19 protein-coding genes are annotated in these 21,227 nt (G+C 73.5%); 7 read left to right on the top strand and 12 right to left on the bottom strand.

The annotated features are described in order from the left end of the window. Nucleotides 1–108: 108 nt before the first annotated feature. Complete coding sequence (locus tag VFZ92_RS22920; protein ID WP_330878065.1) at nt 109–1,083, bottom strand: hypothetical protein; 975 nt, start codon at nt 1,081–1,083, stop codon at nt 109–111. Nucleotides 1,084–1,569: 486 nt separating this feature from the next. On the opposite strand from VFZ92_RS22920, the gene VFZ92_RS22915 reads away from it, so the two are divergent. From VFZ92_RS22915 to VFZ92_RS22895, 5 genes are all read left to right on the top strand, one after another. Further along, a complete protein-coding gene (locus VFZ92_RS22915) occupies nt 1,570–3,159 on the top strand; it encodes a thiamine pyrophosphate-binding protein (protein WP_330878064.1) in 1,590 nt (529 codons plus the stop codon). A 1-nt stretch (nt 3,160) separates the two neighbouring features. Then, nucleotides 3,161–3,676 (top strand): DinB family protein, encoded by a 516-nt coding sequence (locus tag VFZ92_RS22910; protein WP_414719978.1) that lies wholly within the window; start codon nt 3,161–3,163, stop codon nt 3,674–3,676. 222 nt (nt 3,677–3,898) lie between these two features. Beyond that, nucleotides 3,899–5,041 carry an FAD-binding oxidoreductase gene (locus tag VFZ92_RS22905; protein WP_330878062.1) on the top strand — a complete coding sequence of 381 codons (1,143 nt, stop codon included), beginning with the start codon at nt 3,899–3,901 and terminating at the stop codon, nt 5,039–5,041. 8 nt (nt 5,042–5,049) lie between these two features. After that, on the top strand, nt 5,050–6,174 hold the full coding sequence (locus tag VFZ92_RS22900; protein WP_330878061.1) for a Glu/Leu/Phe/Val family dehydrogenase: 1,125 nt from the start codon (nt 5,050–5,052) through the stop codon (nt 6,172–6,174). Then, nucleotides 6,171–7,256, top strand: coding sequence for a CoA transferase (locus VFZ92_RS22895; RefSeq protein WP_330878060.1), 1,086 nt, complete (start codon nt 6,171–6,173; stop codon nt 7,254–7,256). Before VFZ92_RS22900 ends, VFZ92_RS22895 begins: the two co-directional genes overlap by 4 nt. A gap of 36 nt (nt 7,257–7,292) precedes the next feature. On the opposite strand, the gene VFZ92_RS22890 is transcribed toward VFZ92_RS22895, so the two are convergent. From VFZ92_RS22890 to VFZ92_RS22850, 9 genes are read right to left on the bottom strand one after another with little or no spacing between them, the layout of a single operon-like run. Then, nucleotides 7,293–8,384 (bottom strand): hypothetical protein, encoded by a 1,092-nt coding sequence (locus VFZ92_RS22890; RefSeq protein ID WP_330878059.1) that lies wholly within the window; start codon nt 8,382–8,384, stop codon nt 7,293–7,295. Next, nucleotides 8,381–10,627 (bottom strand): hypothetical protein, encoded by a 2,247-nt coding sequence (locus VFZ92_RS22885; RefSeq protein WP_330878058.1) that lies wholly within the window; start codon nt 10,625–10,627, stop codon nt 8,381–8,383. Before VFZ92_RS22885 ends, VFZ92_RS22890 begins: the two co-directional genes overlap by 4 nt. Continuing rightward, complete coding sequence (locus VFZ92_RS22880; protein WP_330878057.1) at nt 10,624–11,325, bottom strand: hypothetical protein; 702 nt, start codon at nt 11,323–11,325, stop codon at nt 10,624–10,626. The genes VFZ92_RS22885 and VFZ92_RS22880 overlap by 4 nt, the downstream gene beginning before the upstream one ends. 22 nt (nt 11,326–11,347) lie before the next feature. Further along, nucleotides 11,348–12,058 (bottom strand): protein DA1, encoded by a 711-nt coding sequence (locus VFZ92_RS22875; RefSeq protein ID WP_330878056.1) that lies wholly within the window; start codon nt 12,056–12,058, stop codon nt 11,348–11,350. Between the two features lies 1 nt (nt 12,059). Then, entirely contained in the window at nt 12,060–13,013 is a 954-nt protein-coding gene (locus VFZ92_RS22870; protein ID WP_330878055.1) for a hypothetical protein, read from the bottom strand. Next, entirely contained in the window at nt 13,010–14,011 is a 1,002-nt protein-coding gene (locus VFZ92_RS22865) for a protein phosphatase 2C domain-containing protein (RefSeq protein WP_330878054.1), read from the bottom strand. Before VFZ92_RS22865 ends, VFZ92_RS22870 begins: the two co-directional genes overlap by 4 nt. Next, entirely contained in the window at nt 14,011–14,724 is a 714-nt protein-coding gene (locus tag VFZ92_RS22860; protein WP_330878053.1) for a vWA domain-containing protein, read from the bottom strand. Before VFZ92_RS22860 ends, VFZ92_RS22865 begins: the two co-directional genes overlap by 1 nt. Before the next feature lie 13 nt (nt 14,725–14,737). Next, complete coding sequence (locus VFZ92_RS22855; RefSeq protein WP_330878052.1) at nt 14,738–16,258, bottom strand: DUF4407 domain-containing protein; 1,521 nt, start codon at nt 16,256–16,258, stop codon at nt 14,738–14,740. Continuing rightward, entirely contained in the window at nt 16,255–17,475 is a 1,221-nt protein-coding gene (locus VFZ92_RS22850; protein WP_330878051.1) for a hypothetical protein, read from the bottom strand. Before VFZ92_RS22850 ends, VFZ92_RS22855 begins: the two co-directional genes overlap by 4 nt. Nucleotides 17,476–18,224: 749 nt before the next feature. Between VFZ92_RS22850 and VFZ92_RS22845 the strand changes: the two genes are divergently transcribed. Then, nucleotides 18,225–19,040 carry a serine protease gene (locus tag VFZ92_RS22845; RefSeq protein WP_330878050.1) on the top strand — a complete coding sequence of 272 codons (816 nt, stop codon included), beginning with the start codon at nt 18,225–18,227 and terminating at the stop codon, nt 19,038–19,040. Here VFZ92_RS22845 and VFZ92_RS22840 read toward each other — a convergent pair. Beyond that, nucleotides 19,037–20,299, bottom strand: coding sequence for a phospholipase (locus tag VFZ92_RS22840; RefSeq protein WP_330878049.1), 1,263 nt, complete (start codon nt 20,297–20,299; stop codon nt 19,037–19,039). The two genes, VFZ92_RS22845 and VFZ92_RS22840, sit on opposite strands and share 4 nt — an antisense overlap. 116 nt (nt 20,300–20,415) lie before the next feature. Here VFZ92_RS22840 and VFZ92_RS22835 point away from each other — a divergent pair, with 116 nt between their 5' ends. Next, the gene (locus tag VFZ92_RS22835) at nt 20,416–20,838 is read left to right on the top strand and encodes a CoA-binding protein (RefSeq protein WP_330878048.1); all 423 of its coding nucleotides are present in this window, start codon (nt 20,416–20,418) and stop codon (nt 20,836–20,838) included. On the opposite strand, the gene VFZ92_RS22830 is transcribed toward VFZ92_RS22835, so the two are convergent. Continuing rightward, nucleotides 20,835–21,218 (bottom strand): RidA family protein, encoded by a 384-nt coding sequence (locus tag VFZ92_RS22830; RefSeq protein ID WP_330878047.1) that lies wholly within the window; start codon nt 21,216–21,218, stop codon nt 20,835–20,837. The genes VFZ92_RS22835 and VFZ92_RS22830 overlap by 4 nt on opposite strands. Nucleotides 21,219–21,227 lie beyond the last annotated feature (9 nt).

Below are 21,227 nucleotides of genomic sequence, written 5' to 3'. Positions count from 1 at the left end.
GCCCCGGCACGGCGGGACGGTCGGCCGGGCCGACCGCACCGTTCGGTCCACAACGGACTCGCGGCGCGAACCGCAGGGGGCGCAAGGCACACGCCCCCCGCGGCGCGACTACGTGATCGCCGACCAGCCCGTGACGCCGTCCGGCCACTCGAACGCCGCCAGGGCCTCCTCGTTCGCCGGATCGGGGGCGTCGACCTCGCGCAGGAACAGCGCGTCGCCGCCGACCGCCAGCCCGAGGCCGCCCGCCGAGCTGGGCACCTCGACCGCGCCGGGCAGGCCGAACACGCCGTCGGACAGCCGGTCGGCGACCCACGGCAGGCCGAGGCCGCCCGGCCACTCCAGCCACCACTGCTCGCCCTGCGACCACGAGCGCAGCCAGGGTGCCCTGGCGAACAGGGCCACGCGGCGCAGCAGGGCGCTGCCGATGCCCGAGGGACCGGGCGTGCGGCCGTGCTCGGCCAGGTGCGCCCGCTCCGGCCCGGTCAGGTCGCCCTCGGCGAACGTGGAGGTGAGACCGCGGTCGGCCAGCAGCCTGCGCACGTAGGCCATCGCGGTGTCCCAGGCGGTCGTGTCGACGCCCGCGAGGACGATCCGGGCGTCCGGGTCGTCCAGCACGTGCAGCTCGACCGCGCGGGGGTGCCTGCGGACGCGGACGCCCGCCAGGCCCGCCACCCACGTCTCCTCCAGCCGGGGCAGGAGTTCGTAGAGCAGCGGACCGAGCGCGTGGTCCGCCAGGTGCACGCGCGGCACGGCGAAGGGCTCCACCGCGCGGAACGCGTGCGCCGGGCGCAGCATGCTCGCCGGAGGGCGGAGCTGCAAGTGGGCCGCCGCGTCGGAGGCGACGCGCAGCAGCGCGGACTCCAGTTCCCGCTGCGCCCGCGACAGCGCGCCGGGCAGCAGTTCCAGGCTCAGCCGCTCCGGCAGCGCGCCCCGGCCGCGCAGGGCGTCCACGACGAGGTCGCGGTCGTCCGCGGTGAACGCCGAGAGCGCGGCCTTGACCGCGGGCACCGCCTGGGTGAGGTTCTCGCCGGTGTACACCCGGCGGAGGTCGACCAGCTGGTCGGTGAGGGACGTGCGTGACACGGTGGGCTCCCGCTCGCACCGCCCGGCTCGGCGAAGTAGGACGCGCGCACTCGTGCGTCGGTCTGGTGGTCAGGTGTTGCTCGATGAGCAGGGGTACCTCTACCCCGCGGCGGATCTGCCACCCGGTTGCCGGGGAGTGGCTCCAGCCTCACGTCTGCTCACGCACGCCGGTGACCACCATACCTCCGGCCGCACCCGTTCCTCCGCGAATTCGGCGAACGGGTGCGGCCGGACCGGTTCGGCGGACGGGCGGGAGGTGGCGGAGGAGCGCCTGCGCGCCGCCGGCGCGGTGCGCGGTGCGCGGTCGAGGGTTGGGACGCCCCGGAGCAGCCAGGGCTCGACCCCCGTCCGGCTGCGGTCCGGACGGGCGCTGATCGGCCGAGGCCTCGACGTGGAGGTGTCGAGGCACCCGCTCGGACGGGCCCGAGCACCGGGGCCGCCGCACGCGCGTTGCCCCGCTGAGCGGCGCTGCTTACCGTCGGGTCCATGGTCACCGGAGCCCGCCGCCTGCTCGAAGTGCTCGCCTCGCACGGCGTGGAGGTGGTGTTCGGCCTGCCGGGGGTGCACAACCTGGCCGTCTGGGAGGCGCTGCGCGACTCCGGCATCCGGATGATCGGTGTCCGGCACGAGCAGACGGCCGCGTACGCGGCGGACGGCTACGCGCGGGCCACCGGACGCCTCGGGGTGGCGGTCGTGACGACCGGGCCCGGCGCGGCGAACACGCTGGGCGCCGTCGGGGAGGCGATGGCGTCCGGGTCGCCGGTGCTGGTCGTCGCCACGGACATCCCGTCCACGCTGCGGGTTCCGGGCGTGCACCGCGGCGTGCTGCACGAGACCCGCGACCAGGCCGGGATGTTCCGGCCGGTGGTCAAGGACGCGTGGACCGTGCCGGACGCCGGTTCGCTCGCCGCCTCCGCCCACCGGGCCGTGCGGACGGCGCTGTCCGGCGCGCAGGGGCCGGTGTACCTGGGGATCCCCGCGGACCTCCTCGTCGCCCCGGCCGCTCCCGCCGCCGCCGAGCCCGCCGCGGAGTCCCCCGTGCCGGACCTGTCCGAGGCGCTGGAGCTGATCGCCGGTGCCCGGCGGCCGGTGATCTGGGCCGGTGGCGGCGCGGCCCGCTCCGGCGCCGACGTCGGGGAGCTGGCCTCGCGGATCGGGGCGCCGGTGCTGACCACGTTCGGGGCGCGCGGCCTGCTGCCGCTCGACCACCCGTGCGCGGTGCACGGGCCCGTCCACGTGCCCGAGGTCGGCGCGCTGTGGGACGCCGCGGACCTGGTGGTCGCCGTGGGAACGGACTTCGACGGGATGTCGACGCAGAACTGGGCGCTGCCGCCGCCCCCTCGGCTGCTGGCCGTCAACGTGGACGCCGACGAGGCCTCGAAGAACTACCCGGCGGACGCGGTGCTGGTCGGTGACGCCCGGCGGGTGGTGTCGGCGCTGGTCTCGGCGCTGCCGCCCGCTCCGCCGCCGGTGGACCTGGTGAGCGGGGTCAACGCGGCGGTGCGGCGGACCGTGGCGGACGAGTCGCCGGAGGCCGCGTACCTGTTGGCGGCGCTGGAGGGCGTGTCGGCGACGCTGGTGGCGGACATGTGCGTGGCCGGGTACTGGGTGGGCGGGTTCCACCGGGTGCCGAGGCCCCGCGGGCTGGCCTACCCGGTGGGGTGGGGGACGCTGGGGTTCGGGTTCCCGGCCGCGGTGGGCGCCTCGGTCGTCGGGCGGGCCGTGGCGGTCTGCGGGGACGGCGGGTTCCTGTTCGCCTGCGGGGACCTCGCCACGGTGGCGCAGGAGGGGCTGCCGGTGACCGCGGTGGTCGTGGACGACGGCGGGTACGGGATGTTGCGCTACGACCAGGAGGTCGCCGGGCACCCGGCCACCGGGGTGGACCTGCGCACGCCGGACTTCGTGGCGCTCGCGGAGAGCTTCGGGGTGCCCGCGGTGGCCGTGGACGGGTTCGGGTCGGTCTTCGGGGCCCGGTTGGCCGAGTTCGTCGCGGCGGAGGGGCCCAACGTGCTGGTGGTCCGCTCGCGGCTCACACCGCCGCCGACCACCTCGCCGCGGTGGTACCGGCGGGGCTAGGGTGTCGAACATGGGTTCGAACGTGCCGGAACGCCGCTGGCCGCGGACGTACGCGACGGACGAGTTGCGGTTGCAGTGGGAGTTCCTGGACTTCCTGCGGCTGACGGCCGTCGCGAAGGTCGCCGGGTTGAGCAGGGACCTGGGGGCCGCCGCCCCGCTGCCCACGTCGCCCGTGGTGACCGCCATGGGGGTGCTGAAGCACCTGACGGCGGTGGAGCGGTACTGGATGTCCATCGTGGGCGGTGGGGTCGACCTGCCCTCGCTGTGGGGCGTCGACGCCGACGCCTCGTGGGCGTTCGGGGCCGGGGAGACCCCCGAGACGGTGACCGCGGAGTACCAGGCCGAGTGGGAGCTGTCCGGGCGGGCGCTGGCCGGGCTCGGGCCGGACGAGCCGACCCGGTTGCCGGACGACAAGACCGTGCGGTGGGTGATGGTGCACGTGATCCAGGAGACGGCTCGGCACGTCGGGCACCTGGACTTCCTGCGGGAGCTGGCCGACGGGGTCAAGGGGGAGTAGCCGGGGTCGCCTCGACGGCGGTCCTCGGGCGCGCCCGCTCGAAAACCCGCGGTTTCGCCCCGCGGGGGCTTGGCAGCGCCGCGGCGCGCACTGCACGCTGGGGCTCATGCCACCTGGACGCGCCTACGCCCCCACCGGACCGCTCGTGGACGACGGGGTGACCGGGGTCCGGTCGGCGCGGCGGGCGGTTCCGGGTGGACACCGTCGAGAGGGGGGTCGGCCGTGACTCCCGACTCCGCCGAGGTCGTCGTGGTCGGCGGTGGGGTGATGGGCGTCAGCATCGCCTTCCACCTCGCCGAGGCCGGTGTGCGCGACGTCGTGCTGGTGGAGCGCGACGAACTCGGGTCGGGGTCCACCAGCAAGGCCGCGGGCGGGGTGCGGGCGCAGTTCTCCGACGAGGTCAACATCAGGCTGGGGGCGCGCAGCCTGGAGGCGTTCGCGCGGTTCGGCGACCGGCCGGGGCAGGAGATCGACCTGCACCGGACCGGGTACCTGTTCCTGCTGTCGGACCCGGACGCGGTGGCGGCGTTCGAGCGGAACGTGGTGCTCCAGAACGGCCTGGGCGTGCCGAGCCGGATGCTGGAGGTGGCCGAGGCGAAGGCGATGTCGCCGCTGATCTCCACCGACGGGCTGCTGGCCGCCACCTACTCCCCCGACGACGGGCACTGCACGCCGGAGTCGGTCGTGCTCGGGTACGCGACGGCCGCGCGGCGGCTCGGGGCGGTGCTGCGCACGCGCACGGAGGTGCTGGACATCGAGTCGGACGCAGGCGGGATCACCGCCGTCGTCACGAACCGCGGGACCATCCGGACGTCGACCGTGGTGTGCGCCGCGGGCGCGTGGTCGCGGCGGATCGGCGGGCTCGTGGGCGTCGACCTGCCGGTCACGCCGCTGCGGCGGCAGGTCGTGTGCACCGAGCCGATCCCCGACCTGGCCCCGGTCGTGCCGTTCACCATCGACTTCGCGTCGTCGTTCTACTTCCACCGCGAGGGCCGCGGGCTGCTGATGGGCATGTCGGACCCCGAGCAGGAGCCCGGTTTCCACCTGGACCGGTCCGACGAGTGGTTGCCCCGGCTGGGCGAGGCGATCGGGGTGCGCGCGCCGGGCCTGCTGGACGTCGGGGTCGCGAGCGGCTGGGCCGGGCTCTACGAGGTGACGCCGGACCACAACGCGCTGATCGGGGAGGCACCGGGCCGGTTCCTCTACGCCACGGGGTTCTCCGGGCACGGGTTCCTCCAGGGTCCCGCGGTGGGCGAGGTGGTGCGCGACCTGTACCTCGGGCGCGAGCCGGAGATCGACGTGTCTACCTTGGACGCGAACCGGTTCGCCGCGAACGCCCACCGGCCCGAGCTCAACACCGTCTGAGGGACCCGATGACCGACGTGCTGCACCTCATGGACGAGTGGGGACCCGAGAAGGTCGTCGTGGTGTCCGACCGCCGTTCCGGGATGAAGGGCGTGCTGGTCATCGACAACACGGCGCGCGGCACGGGCAAGGGCGGCACCCGGATGGGGCCGGACGTGACGACCGGCGAGGTGGCCCGGCTGGCGCGGGTGATGACGTGGAAGTGGGCGGCGGTCGACCTGTTCTTCGGCGGCGCCAAGGCCGGCATCGTGTTCGACCCCGCGTCACCGGGCAAGGAGAGGGCGCTGCGGGCGTTCGCCCGCGCGCTGTCCAACGAGGTCCCCGGCGAGTACGTGCTGGGCCTGGACGTCGGTCTCGACGAGCGGGACGCGGCGATCGTGCAGGACGAGCTGGGCGACCGGGGCGCGATGATGGGCGCACCCGCCGCGCTGGGCGGCCTGCCGTACGACGAGCTGGGCGTGACCGGTTTCGGGGTCGCCGAGGTGGCCGACGAGCTGTCGGAGTCGGTGGGCGGCAAGCGGATCGCCATCCAGGGGTTCGGGGCCGTCGGCGCCGCGGCGGCGAAGCGGTTCGCCGAGCTGGGTGCCTCGGTGGTGGCGGTGTCGTCGGTGCACGGCGCCCTGCACGACCCCGACGGCCTGGACGTGCCGCGCCTGCTGGCGCTGCGGGAGAGCCACGGGGACGCGGCGGTCGCCGAGTACGGGCGGGTGCTGCCGCTGGGCAAGGAGCTGCTGGCACCGTGCGACGTGCTGGTGCCCGCCGCGACGCAGGACGTGATCGACAAGGACTGGGCGGGCCGGATCAACGCCGCGATGGTGGTGGAGGGCGCGAACCTGCCGACCACCGCCGCCGCGCAGGAGGTGCTGGCGGCGCGCGGGATCACCGTCGTGCCGGACTTCATCGCCAACGCGGGCGGGATCATCGCCGCCGCGTTCGGGGTGGACGCGCGCTGCTCGCCGTCCCCGGTGGCGCCGTCGACCGTGATGACCGCCGTGTCGTCGAAGCTGCGGGCGAACGCCGCGCTCGTGGTGCGCGAGTCGGCCCGGCTCGGGGTGACCACGCACGACGCCGCCCGCGCGCTGGCGCAGGACCGGGTGCTGGCCGCGATGCGGCTCAAGGGGCAGGTGCCGTGAGCGCGCTCGGCGGGCTGGTCGTCGCGGACTTCGGCCGGGTGCTGGCCGCGCCCTACGCCACGATGCTGCTCGCCGACCTCGGCGCCGAGGTGGTCAAGGTCGAGCACCCGCGCGGCGACGAGACCCGCGCCTGGGGCCCGCCGCACGCTGACGGCGTGGCCACGTACTTCCTGTCGGTGAACCGGAACAAGACGTCGACGGTGCTGGACCTCTCCACCGCGGAAGGGCGGTCGGCGGCGCGGGAGCTGGTGCTCGGCGCGGACGTCGTGGTGGAGAACTTCCGGCCGGGCACGATGGCCGGTTTCGGACTGTCCTACGAGGACCTGCGGACCGTCCACCCCGGACTCGTGTACTGCTCGGTCACCGGCTTCGGCTCGGGCGGGGGCCGCCACCTGCCCGGCTACGACCTGCTCGTGCAGGCCGTCGGCGGGCTGATGAGCGTGACCGGCTCCCGGCCGGGCGAGCCGGTGAAGACCGGGGTGGCGCTGGTGGACGTGCTGACCGGGATGCACGCGGCGGTGGGGATCCTGGCCGCGCTGCGGCACCGCGACGCCACCGGCGAGGGCCAGCTGGTCGAGGTGGACCTGCTGTCCGTGCTGCTGTCGTCGATGGTCAACCAGAGCACCGGGTACACGGCGGCGGGCGTCGTGCCGGGGATCATGGGCAACCGGCACCCGTCGATCGCGCCGTACGAGCTGGTGGAGACCGCGGACCGGCCGGTGGTGCTGGCCGTGGGCAACGACCGGCAGTTCGCCGGGCTCTGCTCGGCGCTGGACGTGCCGGACCTGGCGACCGACCCGCGGTTCGCCGCGAACGCCGACCGGGTGGCGCACGTGGACGAGCTGATGGCCCTGCTGGGGCCGCGGCTCCGCACGGGCACGGCCCGGCACTGGTTCGACGCGCTCACCCCGCTGGGCGTCCCCTGCGGCCCCGTGAACGACCTCGCGGGGGCGTTCGAGCTGGCCGGCGACCTCGGGCTGGAGCCGGTGGTGTCCCTGGACGGGCTCGACCTGGTGGCGAACCCGATCAGGATGTCCCGCACGCCCGCGACCTACCGCCTCCCGCCGCCCCCGCTGGGGTAGTGCCCCCTGCCGAGCGGGGGTGCGCGGGCAGCGGCTCTAGACGTCGTCCTCGTCCTCCTCGTCGTCGTCCAGCGGCGCGTACACCGCGGCCGCCGCCTCGGGCACCACCTCGGCGGTCAGCGCGTCCTCCAGGCAGCCCGCCGCCCGCGGCGCGCGCGGCAGCGACGCGCCCCGCCCGTCGCCCGCCATCCCCTGGGCGATGGCCGACGTCGCCCTGCCCACGATGGCCGCGACGTCGCTGCGGTTCACCAGCCCGTGCTTGAGCGTCACGTCGAGCACGCCGCGGGCGTCCTCCAGCTCCGCCTGCTGCTGCTTGAGCACCAGTTGGAGGAGGTCGGCCGCCTTGCCGGGGTCCTGCGCGAGCGTGATGGCGATCAGGCTCTCGGGGTTCTGCCCGACGCCGCTGAACATGGCCATGCGCTGCCGGTCCAGTTCGAGCTGGTGCGAGTGCCGCATCGCCTCGATCTGCATCTCGTGCTCGTTCTTCATCTCGGCGAGCCGTTCCTCGGCCGTCTGCTCGATCGCCGAGTGCCGCAGCGCGTCCTTCTTCACCTCGTGCGACCGCACGCCCTCCGTGCGCCGCCGGATGTAGTTGATGGTGCTCGCGTCGAGGGTGAGGGCGGTGGTGCAGCTGAGCACGCTGACGCCCTGCCGCAGCCCCTGCCGGGCGCGACCGCCGGTGAACGCGTGCGTCATGGCCCGCTCGGCCGCCGTCCCGTCCTCGATCGGGTAGGTGACGCTGATGTCCCGCAGCACCCGCTCGACGTGCGGTCGCAGCACCGGCCCCGCGTCGACCAGGTTGGTCTTCGCCGCCTCGACGGGGTCGGTGATCCGCCAGGTCACCGTCACCTTCGCGGCGAAGCAGGACGCCTGGTCCAGGCTGGGCAGCGTGAGCTGGAGGTCGAGGCAGAACACCGAGGTGTTGACCAGGAACAGCGCCTTGTAGCCCGCGCCCCCGCCGAGCGGCAGCTGCTCGGTCAGGTGGTGGTACTGGCCGTAGCGGTCGAGGAAGACGGTCGCGCGGTCGTGGCTGGGGACCGGGCGGTTCTTGAACATCAGCTCGCCGACCTTGATCTCCACGCGGGTGAGCAGCGGCGGGTCGGGCTGGACGGGGTTCCTGGCGATCATGCGGGGACCTCCTCGCGGTCGAGTGCGGCGAGCAGCGCGCTCGCGGCTTCGGTCGGGCCGCGCCGGGCGCGCGCCCATTCGGTCAGGTACAGCCGCAGGGTGGCCGGGCCGCCGGTGGCCCTGGCGACGTCGGCGAGCAGCGCGCCGAGCGGTTCGCGCTGGGCGGGGTCGCGCTCGGCGGTCTTGACCCACTGGTGGACGACCCGGTAGGCCTCGCCCATGAAGTAGGGCGCTTCCAGCACCCGCGCGACGAGCGACACCACGGCCTCCCGCCTGGTGGTCCGGCGCGTTCCCACGACCACCCCCCGCGCGGGGTGACGCGTCCGGCGGTCCAGGTCGGCGACCCACAGCAGTCCGGGCCACGGGTCGGTGCTGCCGTCCTCGGACACCTGGAGGTAGACGACCAGTTGCAGCACGCAGTTCAGCGCGGTGTTGCGCAGGTCGGCCTTCTTCGACCTGCTCCACGACAGCAGGGCGCCGAGCACCGGGTCGAGCCGGTCGGGTTCCAGCGACAGGTTCGTGACCGAGTCGGCGACCGCGATGATCATGCGCGGTTCGTCGGTGTCGGCCGCCCTCCGCAGCCGCTTGAGGACCTGCGCGGTCGTCATGATCGGCAGGACGCCCATCGCGGCGACGGCCGCGACCCGCCTCCCGGTCGCCGCGCTCCCCTTGAGCCACTGGTCGATCATGCGGTTGATCAGCGGCTGGAGTTCGGGTTGCAGCGCGGGGAGCCGCAGCGCGCCGATCACGGCCTGGCGCTCCCAGTAGTCGTTCTCCTCGGCCCACGGTTCGATCACGTGCCTGCGGGCGTGGTCGAACTCCGACAGGCTCAGCAGCCCGACCGCGACCCCCGCGCGGATGCGGACGTGCCGGTCCGGCGAGCTGCCGAGGTCGCGCAGCCAGTCGCGCACGACGCCGTGGGCCTCGGTGTACTCGCGCCAGACGTGTTCGAGCACCTTGCGCGGGCGGTGCGGGTCGAGGTAGCGGGCGACCTCCGCGGCCAGCGTCCCGAGGTCGCTGTCGTCGACGGCCAGGGTGATCTCGGCCTCCATCCGCTCGACGAGGTTGGCCGTGCGCACCGCGAACACCGAGCGGGTGCGGTCGCGCAGGTCGGGGACCTCGGCCTCCTGGATCGCCCTGGCGAGCATCGTCCCCGCCTCGGCGACGGTGGCGAGCGGCATCCCGTCCAGCACGGCGAGCGCGACGGCGAAGGCGCGGTACTCGTTGTCCGGCAGGGAGTCGAACCACTCGCGGAACGCCGACTCGGCGCCGCGGGCGTAGCGGAGGCGGACGTCGTCGACGCCCGCCTCCCCCAGCACGACCGCGCAGAGGCCGCGGCCGAAGTCCGCCAGGTCGCCCGCGCGCAGCGTGCGGCCGACGACCTCCTCGACCAGCTCGGTGAACTCGGGGAAGTCGACCAGGTCCTGCCGGGGTCGGCCCGCGGCCACGAGCCCGGCCTGGAAGTGGCTCAGCACCAGCGTCCGGTCGTCCGACCGCTGCGCGCCGTCCACGACGTAGGCGGTCAGCTCCCGTTCCCGCAGCGGAGCGTCCGCGCCGAGGAGGACGAGCATCCGCGCCCCGGCCTCGGTGAGCCTGCGCCGCCACTGGTCGAGCGAGAACTCCCGCAGCGACGCCGCCTGGTCGAACTCCAGCGTCTCCAGCAGGTAGCCGCGGTCGGCCTCCAGGTCCACCGGGGCGGCGGGCGAGCGCAGGTCGGTGTCCGGGCTGAGCTTGTCCACGCCCTGCGCGCACTCCAGGCCCAGGAGGTTCAGCGCGGTGGCCGTGCGACCCCAGCCCGACGGCGCGCGGAGCAGGACCAGCCGCTGGTCGCGCAGCCGGTCGCGCAGCTCGCGGTAGTTCGCGGGTTCGACGAACGTCACCGCCGCCGCCCGCAGCGCCTCCGCGGGGATCGGCCCGGTGGGCACCGATCCGTGGTGGAACCCGGTCGTGCGGGGGAGGCCGGCGTCGACGAGGCCGATCGTGTTGGCCACGAAGACGTTGCCGACACCGCCCCGGACGCCCAGCAGCGAGGCGATGGCGTTCTCCATCGCGCGGGCGTCCTGGTGGAGCTTGCGCGCGTTGGTCGCGTCCGAGGCGGTGTCCTTCGCGCTCGGCCCCTCCGGCTCGGGCGCGGCGGCGTCCGGCTTCGCCTTCTCCCCGTCCTCGGGCGCCTGCTTCGCCGAGTCGTCGGAGCCGGTGCCGGCGCCCGCCTCCGGCTGCTCCGCGGCCTCCTCGTCGCTCACGACGCGGGCCCGAGGCCGACGCGGGCGTCGACGGTGCCGATCGTGTCGGCGGTGAAGACGTTGCCCCTGGCCTTGATGGAGATCGACTTGGCGGGGGGCGCCTCCACCCGCACCGGCTCCGCGGCGGGCGCGCCCGTCGCGACGGGCGGGGTCGCGTAGCCGGGGACGCGGATCCACATCCGGCGGCCGTCGTCGAGCAGGTCGCGGTAGGTCTCCGGCTGGAGCGCGGCGTAGCCGGGCCGCACCACCGTCTGGTGGACGGCGTCCGACAGGACCACGATCGACTGCGCCCGCGGCGCGGCGCGCAGGACCGCCTTGACCCCGGCCCCGTTGACGATGCGGAACGCGGTCGTCAGCGCGTCGCCGACCCAGCCGTGCGGGTCGCGCGCGACCAGTCCGAAGTGGACCCCCAGGCGCAGCCTCATCCACTCCGGCGGGTCGACGGTGGCGTTGTGCCGCCAGAGCGCCTGCACGAGGTCGCCGACCAGCGGGTCCAGCACCGGCAGCACGTCCGAGTCGAACACCGCCAGCACGCCGTCGCCCAGGTCGTCGACCCGGTGCGGCGGCATCGTCCTCAGCGCACCCCCCAGCACCCCGTACAGGGCCGCGCGCAGCGCCGCCTTCCGCGGATCGGTGCGCTCGCTGGACTTCTCTATGTCCACGACCAGGATCGCCCGGTTTCTCGTCCCGAGGTCCACGACGTTCTCCCTCCACTGGTTCTCATGGCAGTCGTCCCCGCCCGCAGACCGAGTCCAGGACGGCCGTGATGCCGTGGGACACGACGGAGTCGCGCACCATCCGGTACCCGGCGCCGTACACGGGGTCGGGGTTGTCCAGCGCCGATCGGCGCAGCGCGGCGGCGAACCCGGTCGGCCTCCGCTTGAGCCAGGCGCCGGAGAACAGCTCGCACACGCCCTCCTCCACCTGCGGCGACAGGTCGGGCGCGCCGCGCTGGGCGAGCCACGCGTGCCCGATCTCGTGCACGACCACGGCCCCGAAGTGGGTCTCGGTGAGCCCGCGCGCGATCTCGATGCCGAGCACGTCCGTCACCGAGGTCTCCACCCACGTGCGCTGGAGGGTCCGCCCCAGGCAGAGCGCGCCGCTGTCGTCGACGAGCCCGTCGGGGTCGACCAGGGTGACCCGCACCCGCTGGGCGAGTGCGATGCCGAGCGCCGCCATCTCCCCGCGCAGCAGCGGGATGTGCTTCCTGGCCTCGTCCAGGGTGTCGACCGCCTGGCGGGCGCAGGTCGGGCAGCGCGCGGTCGTGGCGGTGAACCGCGACCACCCGCGCCGCCCGTCGGGCCCCGGTCGTCCGCAGAGCGCGCAGGTGCCGTCCGCCGGGTGCCGGACGCAGGTCTTCTCGCCGTGCAGCGACACGACGTAGCGGTCGGTGGGCGGTGTCCCGCACACCACGCAGGTGCTGTCGGCCATGTCAGGTCACCCGAACCCATCGCCTCGTCCGCGCGTCCCGCCTCCACCCGGACGTGCTCATCCGGGCGGTGGCCGTCCGCGCGGCGGGTACGGCCGACCCGGCCAGCACCGCGTCGAAGTAGCGGCCCCAGGTCTGCGCCGTCGTGCGTCCACCCGGATCGGGGCGCAGCGCGGCGCGCAGCAGCGCGGGCCCCTCCCCCGGCAGCACCCCGTCGAGCCTGCTCGGGTCGCGCGCGACCGACGCGAACCCGCCGGGGCTCAGGCAGCGGAGCACGAACAGGCCGAACTTGTAGAGGTCGCTCGCCTGGCTGAGCACGGGCTCCGGCGGGTCCCAGTCGGGGGCGTTGAGCTGGCGCACCACGGCCGCGGCCCCCTTGATCCGGATGCCGTCGCAGTCGACCAGCATCACGCACGGCCGCTCGTCGAGCCGGAAGACGGCGTTCTTGGGGTTGAGGTCGCCGATCACCAGGCCGTTGCGGTGCAGCAGGTGCACCGCGCTGGCGAAGTCGCGGCACACGAGGACCCGCTGCGCGGTGCTCGGAGCGGGCATCCCCAGGCGCGCCGCCCGGCTCGGCTCGACGAACAGGTGCTGGACCTCGCGCAGCGTGCGGGTCCGCTTCCCGCTCGGCTTCACCCTGTCCTGGAAGTAGCCCTCGGGGATGAGCCGCAGGAGGACGCCCCGCACCTCGCCGTCCTGCTCGACGGTGCGGACCGGCCACGCGGTGGCGGCGTCGATCCGCCGCCGCACGGCCTCGTCCACGCGCAGCCTGCGCGACACCACCGCGGCCAGCCCGTGCGGTGGCGCCTGCCCGGCCCGGTACTCCTTGTACACCAGCGGTCCTGGCACGTCCGGGAGCGAGGCGTTCGGCGCGCGGTAGACCTTCGCCTGCCCGCCCGCGCCGAGCAGCTCGCCGAGCGCGCCGATCTCGTCCAGACCGATGACGTGGGCGCTCATGCCGTCGCGACCGGCCAGAACCCGACGGCGGTGCGGTCGTCGTCGAAGCTCCGGCGCGCGAACCCGACGTGGGCGGCGAACTCCAGCCCGGACGCGGGCGGCGTCGCCCAGACCCCGCTCAGGAACCGCCCGACGTCGCCGGTGCCGTCCGCGAGCGGGTCGCCGATGCCGTCGGTCATCAGCACCAGCACCTCGCCGGGGGCGACGGTCGTCCTGACCGGCACGGGCTCGGTGCTCGACAGCAGCGGGAGCGCGTGCACGGACGACGAGTGCAGGACCGCGCCGTCGTTCTTCACGGGGTGCTGCGGTTCCCAGCGGCCACCCGCGCGCAGCACCCACGCCGACGAGTCGCCCACCGAGAGCACGTGCACCTCGTGCGCCCCGTCCACCGGGGCCAGGTCGACCACCGCGTAGAGCACCGTGGACGCCAGGTGGTCGGCGATCTCCCGGACGGTGGCGCTGTCCGCGGTCGGCATCCCCCGCGCGGCCAGCAGCCTGCGCCCCCGCGCCTCGACAGCGCCCGCGAACCGGCGGACGAGCTCCGCCCACCGCAGGTCGGCCGGTCGGGTCGAGGCCAGCTCGTTCGCCAGCACCTCCGTGCCCCGGCGCGCCAGGAGGGCCGCGGCCCGGTGGGAGTACCTGCCCGACGACACCCCGTCGGCCACCGCGAGGACGAGGTGCCTGCCGTCCGGGGTGCGCCGGAAGCCGTACTCGTCCTGCCGCACGGTGCCGTACGCGCGGTGCGCCAGGCCGCGCACGCTGGCCGCGCGCACCTCGCCCACGCGCCCGCGGGCGCCGTCGAGCAGAGCCACGCCGTCGAGGACGGTGTCCCTGCGGTCCCAGGCGTCCTCGTCGGGGATCGGCACGGTCCTGGACGCGGCCCGGCCTGGATCGCCCACGACGAAGGGCTCGACCCGTCCTCGCCACGGCACCGTCCGCTCCGGTTCGGGCAGCGGCGGGCGGACCTCGTCCGCACGTGCTCCGGTCGTCGTGTCCATCAGACGAAGTCGTCCGAGGAGTGCGCGGCGATGCCCGACGGCAGGTCCTGCTTCTGCGGCAGCACGAGGCCCGAGCTGCCCTGCGTCAGGCTCTGGCCCGACGCGAGCATGCTGGAGATGAGGATCTCCGCGATGGCGGCGATGGCGTGGGCCGGGTTCTGGCCGTTCTCCATCAGGTACATCTGCATCGCCTTGGGCCCCGAGGCCGGGTGGATGAGGCTCGCCAGGGTCTTCGGGTTCGCGTCGTCGACCCCGCACGGCACGAAGTTCGGGTAGATCGGGAAGTTCTCGGTCAGGTCGCGGAACGCGTCCTGCCACTCCGTGCCGCGGTCGGTGGGGTCGCCGTCGCTGATGAAGAACACGGCGGGCCGGTGCACCTGGAAGCCGTCGGCCTTGAGCTGCTTGACGTTGCTCTCGATCTCCGAGCGCAGCAGCCGGAACGCCGCCGCGTAGGACGTCGCGCCCCGCACGGTCAGCGAGGGCAGGGTGACGTTCTCGTCGAGCAGGTCGCACAGCGGCAGGCGCACGGTCGCGTCGGTGCCGAAGTCGATGAGTCCGAAGCGGACCTTGTCCGACAGGATCGGCGCGTCGGCCAGCGCGTCGACGACCGCGGGCATGATCTCGTTGGCCTGTTCGAGCTTCGCACCGGTCATCGACACCGAGACGTCGATCACCAGGTAGAAGGGCAGGAGCTTGGCGTTGTCGCTCGCCATCGGGGTTCTCCGTTCAGGGGGTGGGGGTGGTGGACGGCGTGCCGTTGGCGCGCGTGCCGTTGGCGCGGGGGAGCTTGGCCGTGCGGATCGGCTTGGTGAGGCGGTCGTCGACGGCGTTCGCCAGGCTCGTCTTCGGGATGCGCACCGTGAGGGGGTCGCTGCCGCCCGCCCTCTTCGGCTTCGGGACGCCCACCGGGGGGAACCGCGCCGTGTGCCGGTCGTCGGCTCCCGCGTTGGCGTTGTACCAGCGGTTCAGCTCCTCGTCGGTGCGCCGCTGCGCGACGGTCGCCCAGACGTCGACGGCCTTCTTGGCGAGGTCGGCCTGCTTGCCCGCGACCAGCTGCGCGGTCTGAGCGTGCGCCTGCGTCTGGGCGTCGAGCTGCTGGCGCTCCATCGCGAGCTTCTGGTCGGCGCGGTCCACCTCAAGGTCGCGGTCCCGGTCGGCCCACAGCCGGTCGTTGGCGTCCGTGCCGTCGTCGGTGCGCTTGACCATCCGGTCGTAGAGCGTCTCCGGCCCGAACCCGGCCATCAGCTTCACCACCACCGGGAGCAGCTCGATGCACAGGAACAGCAGGAACAGCGCGGTGTGCGCCCGGCCGCCGCTGGGGCTGCCCTCGGTGATCCGGTCCAGCGCCTCCAACCGGGCCAGCAGGCCGGTGTCGGCCGCCGTGGCCGTGCTGCCGCGCTTCTCCAGGTCCGCGCGGTCCTCGCGCAGCCGTTCGAGGTCGCCCTGGAGTTCCGGCAGCCGCTTCCTGGCGTTGTCGGTCTCGGTGGAGGCGCCGTCCTGGAGGCGCTTGGTGACCTTCGCCGTGGCCTCGTCGAGCGCGGTCTGCGCCTTGTCGCGGGTCGACCTCGCCTCGTCGGCGGCCCGCTTCTTCTGCTGGTAGGACTCGCCGTCTCCGGGGACGTTGGTGCCGCAGGCGCCGTCGAACTCGCACTGCGCCAACCGGTTGGCCTCCTGGTAGGCCTTCTCCGCCGTGTCGAGCCCCGCCTTCGCGGCCTTCACGTCCGGGTCGTCGGAGATCGTCGTGGTGGACTTGCCGGACAGGACGTCGAGCAGCTCGCGCTCCTCGCCCTCCAGTTCGGTGATCTTGGCGAACGCGTCGGCGACCTTGCCCTGGTTCTGCTTCGTCGTCTCGGCCTGCATCGCGATCAGCTCGCTGTTGATCTCCGGCTCGAAGATCCTCAGCACCAGCGGCATCGAGATGATCGTCCCGATCACCACCGCGAGCGCGACCCGCGGGATCGCGGCGAACAGGTTGAGCAGCCAGCCGTTGCTCCGCGTCATCGTGACGACGAGCATCCGGTCCAGGTTGAAGATGACCACGCCCCAGACCAGGCCCGCGAGCACCGCCGCGTAGGCGGGCAGCTCCAGCACCGAGTAGAGCGCGAAGAACGCCGAGACGGCGGCGACGCCGGAGGTGCTGAGCAGGACACCGCCCATCGCGGCGTGCTTGTTGACGTCGCCCGGCGCCTTCTCCAGGATCGACACCCTCGCGCCGGACAACCTCGCCAGCCACATCGAGAAGCTCATCGGCCCGCCCCCTCACCCTCGTGGAACCAGGGGTCGAACCCCGGTGATTCGGTCAACATCGCTCGCAGGTCGAACGGGAACCCGGCCGTGGGAGCCGGGACGGAGGGCAGCGGCGGTCTTCGCCCGCCCGTCGTGAACGCCTCCGGCGCCATCGCCCGCACGTCGACCGCGGGCAGCGGCGGCAGCTCGGCGCGCGGCGGTCCGGCCTGCCCGAGCAGCGGCCACGCCACCTGCGGCACCGGCACCGGCAGCGGGTGGATCCGGGGCGGGGCCACCGCGGTCAGCGGCCCGAGCCGCCGGTGGTCGGTCCCGAGGTTGTTGACCGCGCGGACGTCGACCCAGCCGGACTCGGCCACCGCGACCGACGTCCGGCCCCGGCCCGGTGCGCCGTCGACCCGCGACGTGACCGCGCCGGCGGTGACCTCGACCTCGACCGCGTCCCGCGCCTCCCACTCGACCACGACCGACTGCCCGGCCAGGACTACCGCACGGTCGAGCCGGACCTCGCCCAACCGCGGCGGGACCAGGCTCTCGCCCAGCAGCAGCCGCAGGCGCGCCTCCCACTCCCGCGCCGTCGGCCGGTCCGCGGGCACGGGGCCCAGCGCCCGCCGGAGCATCGCGAGCCCCTCCGGGTCGAGGCAGGTCGCCGCCGCGGCCGGATCGGTGTTGACCGACGAGTACGCGCCGGGCGTGAGGCAGCGCAGGATGAACAGCCCGAGCTTGTAGTGGTCGGTCGCCCGGCTCAGCGCGCCGCCCTCCGGCGGCAGCCAGTCGGGGAAGTTGAGCTGCTTGACCCGCGCGACGACGCCGGTGGGCCGCACGGCGTCGCAGTCGAGGAACAGCACCATCGGTTCGGCGTCGAGCCGGTAGACCGCGTTCTTCGGGTTGACGTCGCCGACCACGATCTTCAGCTCGTGGTGCAGGAACGCCAGTCCGCCCGCGAAGTCCCGGCAGATCCGCAGCCGCTGCTCGTCGGTCGGCACCGGCCGTCCGAGACGAAGGGCGCGGTCCGGCGCGACGAACAGGTTCTGCACCTCGCGCAGCGATTTTTTCACGCCCGCGTTGCGCGTGACCAGGTCGAAGTACGGTTCGGGAATGAGCGGCATGACAATGCCGACGGCGTGGCCGTTCTCCTCCACGACCCGCACCGGCCACGCGGTCACGGCGTCCAGTTTCGCGCGCGTCGCGTCGTCCAGGGCGTTTCGCGAGGCGACCACCCGGTGCAGGCTCTGCGGCGACTCGTGGGGCTTCTGATAACGCTTGTAGACGAGCGGTCCACGGACGTCCGGATAGGTGAGGTCGGGTAGCGCGAAAACCGTCGCCTCCCCGCCCTTTCCCAGCTGAACTCCAAGTTTTCCCAGGTCGGCAGGCGCGACGGACATGGCTGTGCCCGACGAGGTTTTCCCCACGATGACCTCTCCTCGACAATGATGGAATTCAGCCTTGGACAATCCACGAAGGCGACCGCAGTTTTCGGGTTACCGATCGGTCATTGCTCGACGCATGCGCCGGGTGCCTCTTCGCGAGATCAATCGAACGACCATCGATGTTCGTTACCGCCACCCAGGGGACTTCTCGACGGATATTCGCCCCATTCGGCCGACGGCACCGCACGCTCGGTGACCGCGTTGATGACCGACCGCACTTCCGAATCGCACCGGAACAACGGCCACAAGCCCGTTTTCGTCGAAGAACGCCATTCGGTTACACCTCTTCGACAACGATCAGGCCACAACCAACCGAATGCGACGACCACCTACGGTGATCGCGAATGACGGTGCGTCAACAGAATTCCACTCGCAATGGACTGCCTATTCACCGGGAAAACCGCATTTCCGCGCGGGAGCGGTCCCCACCCGGTCCGCGGGAACGAGGACCGACCCCGGCGTCCCCGCGTGCACTTCTAGCCCGATCGGGTGAGGCGATTCGGCCGTGGGAAGCACTCCGGTGCTGGTTTGATTCCGCCATGGTCAAGCGTTCACTGCCGGTCGTCCTGCTGCTGGTCCTGTTCTCCACCCCCGCCCACGCGGTGACGGGCGTGGACTTCACCGGCACCGTGGCGCTGAGCGGCTGCTCGGGAGCGGTGGTGCGGACGCCGACGGCGAGGCCCACCGACGCGGCGCTGGTCATGTCCAACGGGCACTGCGTGAAGCTCATGGCGGCGGGCGAGGTGATCACGGAGCAGGCGAGCGACCGGACGTTCACGCTGCTCGACTCCACCGGCGGGTCGACGCTCGGCACGCTGCGCGCGACGTCGGTCGCCTACGCCACGATGACGACCACCGACGTGGCGTTCTACCGCCTCGACCAGACCTACGCGCAGGTGGAGGCGCTGGGGACCAGGGCGCTGGAGCTGTCGCCGAGGCGTCCGGTGGCGGGAGCGGACATCAGGGTCGTGTCCGGGTACTGGAAGCGGCTGTACTCGTGCGAGCTGGACGGGTTCGCCCACGAGCTGCGCGAGGGCGCGTGGACGTGGCGCGACTCGATCCGCTACACCGCGTCGTGCGACACCATCGGCGGCACGTCCGGCTCGCCGGTCATCGACGCCGCGAGCGGCGAGGTGGTCGGCGTCAACAACACGGTGAACGAGAACGGCAAGCGCTGCACGCAGAACAACCCGTGCGAGGTCGACGAGGCGGGCGCGGTCACCGTGCGGCGCGGCGCGGCGTACGGCCAGCAGACCCACCTCGCGGTGGCGTGCATCGGCGCGGACAGCGCGTTCACGCTGTCCGCGCCGGGCTGCGGCCTGCCCAAGCCCGCCGCCCTGGTCCTGCTGGGCTAGTAGCGGTAGGTGTTGAGGGTGTCGACCGCCGCCCTCGGGTTGCCGAGGTGGTAGTGGTCGACGGCGAGGAACGTCGGCTTCTTGCGGGCGGCGGGCTCGCAGAAGCGCTGCGCGCGGTTGGCGAGCTTGGTGTTGTCGTCGGTGACCGTGCCGGTCATCGGGACGTCCCGGAAGTGGTTCATCACGAACAGCCTGCGGAAGCCGCCCTCGGTGCGCGACAGCGGGACGTCGTTCCAGCGGCTGTAGCAGGACCAGTCCGACGCGCCGACGCCGCCGCCCATCGACCAGTGGTTCTCCACGGTCCAGTCCCGCTGGTACTGCACGCCGGAGCTCTCCCTGCCGTCGGCGACGTGGTCGGTGAAGATCAGCAGGCGCTGGTTCCGCGAGCGGAGGTCGGCCATCGTCGGCCAGCCGTTCTGCCGCACCCCGGTCCGGTCCGGCCGGTACAGCACGTCCTGCAAGCCGTTGACCCGCGCCAGCTCGGCGCGCAGCACGTCGGCGGAGACGTAGTCCTCCAGGAAGACCGTGACGAACTCGTTCCGGTTGGCGCCCAGGAAGTCCACGATCCGCTGGAGGTCGACCCGCAGCGCGACCGGCTTGCTGACCAGGTTGCAGCTGTTGTGGCACAGGATCGCGCCGTCGGGGGTCTGGTGGACGTCCATCATGAACCCGCGCACGCCGTCGGCGAGCTGCTGGGTGATCCCGCGCGCCTGGTTGGGGAACAGGTTCACGAACGGGGGCGCGAACCCGCCGTCCACGCCGTTCGCGTAGGCGTTGTGCGACGTCAGGAACGTGACCTGGTCGAGCGTCCGCTCACCGTCCGGCAGCGCGGGCAGGCGGTTCGGCGTCACGGGCGTCAGGTACCACTGGTCGCCGCCCGCGCCGATCGCCAACGGGGTGGCGGGCTTGAGGTAGCGGTCCGCGCCGGGCACCTTGAACCGCAGCAGGTCGCCCTCGGAGCTGATGTCCCACCGGGTGTCCGCGCTGTCGCACGCCTGCATCGCGGCCCGGTCGCCGGACCGGCCGAGGCACCGGCCGCCCTCTTCCAGGCGTCCGTCGGAGCGGAGGTTCCACTGCTGGTGGTCCTCGTCGCCCTTCGGCCGGTGCTGGTCGACGGTGTCGCCGGTGACCGCCGCGTTCAGGCCCGTGGCGACGCTCTGGAGGTAGAACCGGCCCGGCGCGGGGACGTCGGCCCTGGCGGTCGGCACGACCAGCCCGGCCAGCAGGGCTGCGACGACGGCGGAGCGGATGACGCGCATCAAGAGTCCTCTCGGATCCTCCGCGGCGGGCGGGTTCGCACAGGATCACGCACGAGCGACGGATGCGAAAGTGTTTCATTAAATGTTCATGCTCGGCCGGGACGTACGATCGACGGATGACGAACGAGCCGTGGGGCGACCGGGAGACCATCCGCGAGGTGCTCGCGAAGTGCGGCACCTGGGCCGTCGTCGGGCTGGGCGACAACCCGGCGCGCGCGGCCTACGGGGTGGCGAAGTTCCTCCAGCAGCACGGGAAGCGGATCGTGCCGGTGCACCCGAGCGCGGCCACCGTGCACGGCGAGCGGGGTTACGCGTCGCTCGCCGACATCCCGTTCCCGGTGGACTGCGTGGACGTGTTCCGCCGTTCGGCCGACGCGGGCGCGGTCGCCGACGAGGCCGTCGCGATCGGCGCGAAGGCCGTGTGGTTCCAGCTCGACGTGGTCGACGAGCAGGCGTTCGACCGGACCCGCGCCGCGGGGCTGTCCGTGGTGATGGACCGCTGCCCCGCCATCGAGTGGGCGGCCAACGGGCCGCGCTAGCGCTTGCGGGCCGTCACCTCGATCTCGACGCGCATCCGCGGGTCGGCGAGCCCGACGGCCATCATCGTGGCCGCCGGGCGGACGTCGGCGAAGGTCCGGCGCAGCACCGGCCAGCACGGCTCGAAGTCGGCCGGGTCGGGGAACAGGTAGCGGACCCGGACGACGTCGGCGAACCCGCAGCCCGCCTCGGCGAGCGCCGCGCCGACGTTCGCCAGGCACTGCTCGGCCTGCTCCACCACGTCGTCGGCGATCGTCATGGTGGCGTAGTCGAACCCGGTCGTGCCCGACACGAACACCCAGTCACCGTCCACGACGGCGCGCGCGTACCCGATCCGCTCCTCGAACGTGGACCCGGACAGGATGGTTCGACGGTCGCCCATGCGGGCCAG

Source organism: Umezawaea sp., from assembly GCF_036375055.1.
GTDB lineage: Bacteria > Actinomycetota > Actinomycetes > Mycobacteriales > Pseudonocardiaceae > Umezawaea.
Note: the sequence above shows the minus strand (reverse complement) of the source record. Positions and strands in the feature narration are given on the sequence as shown.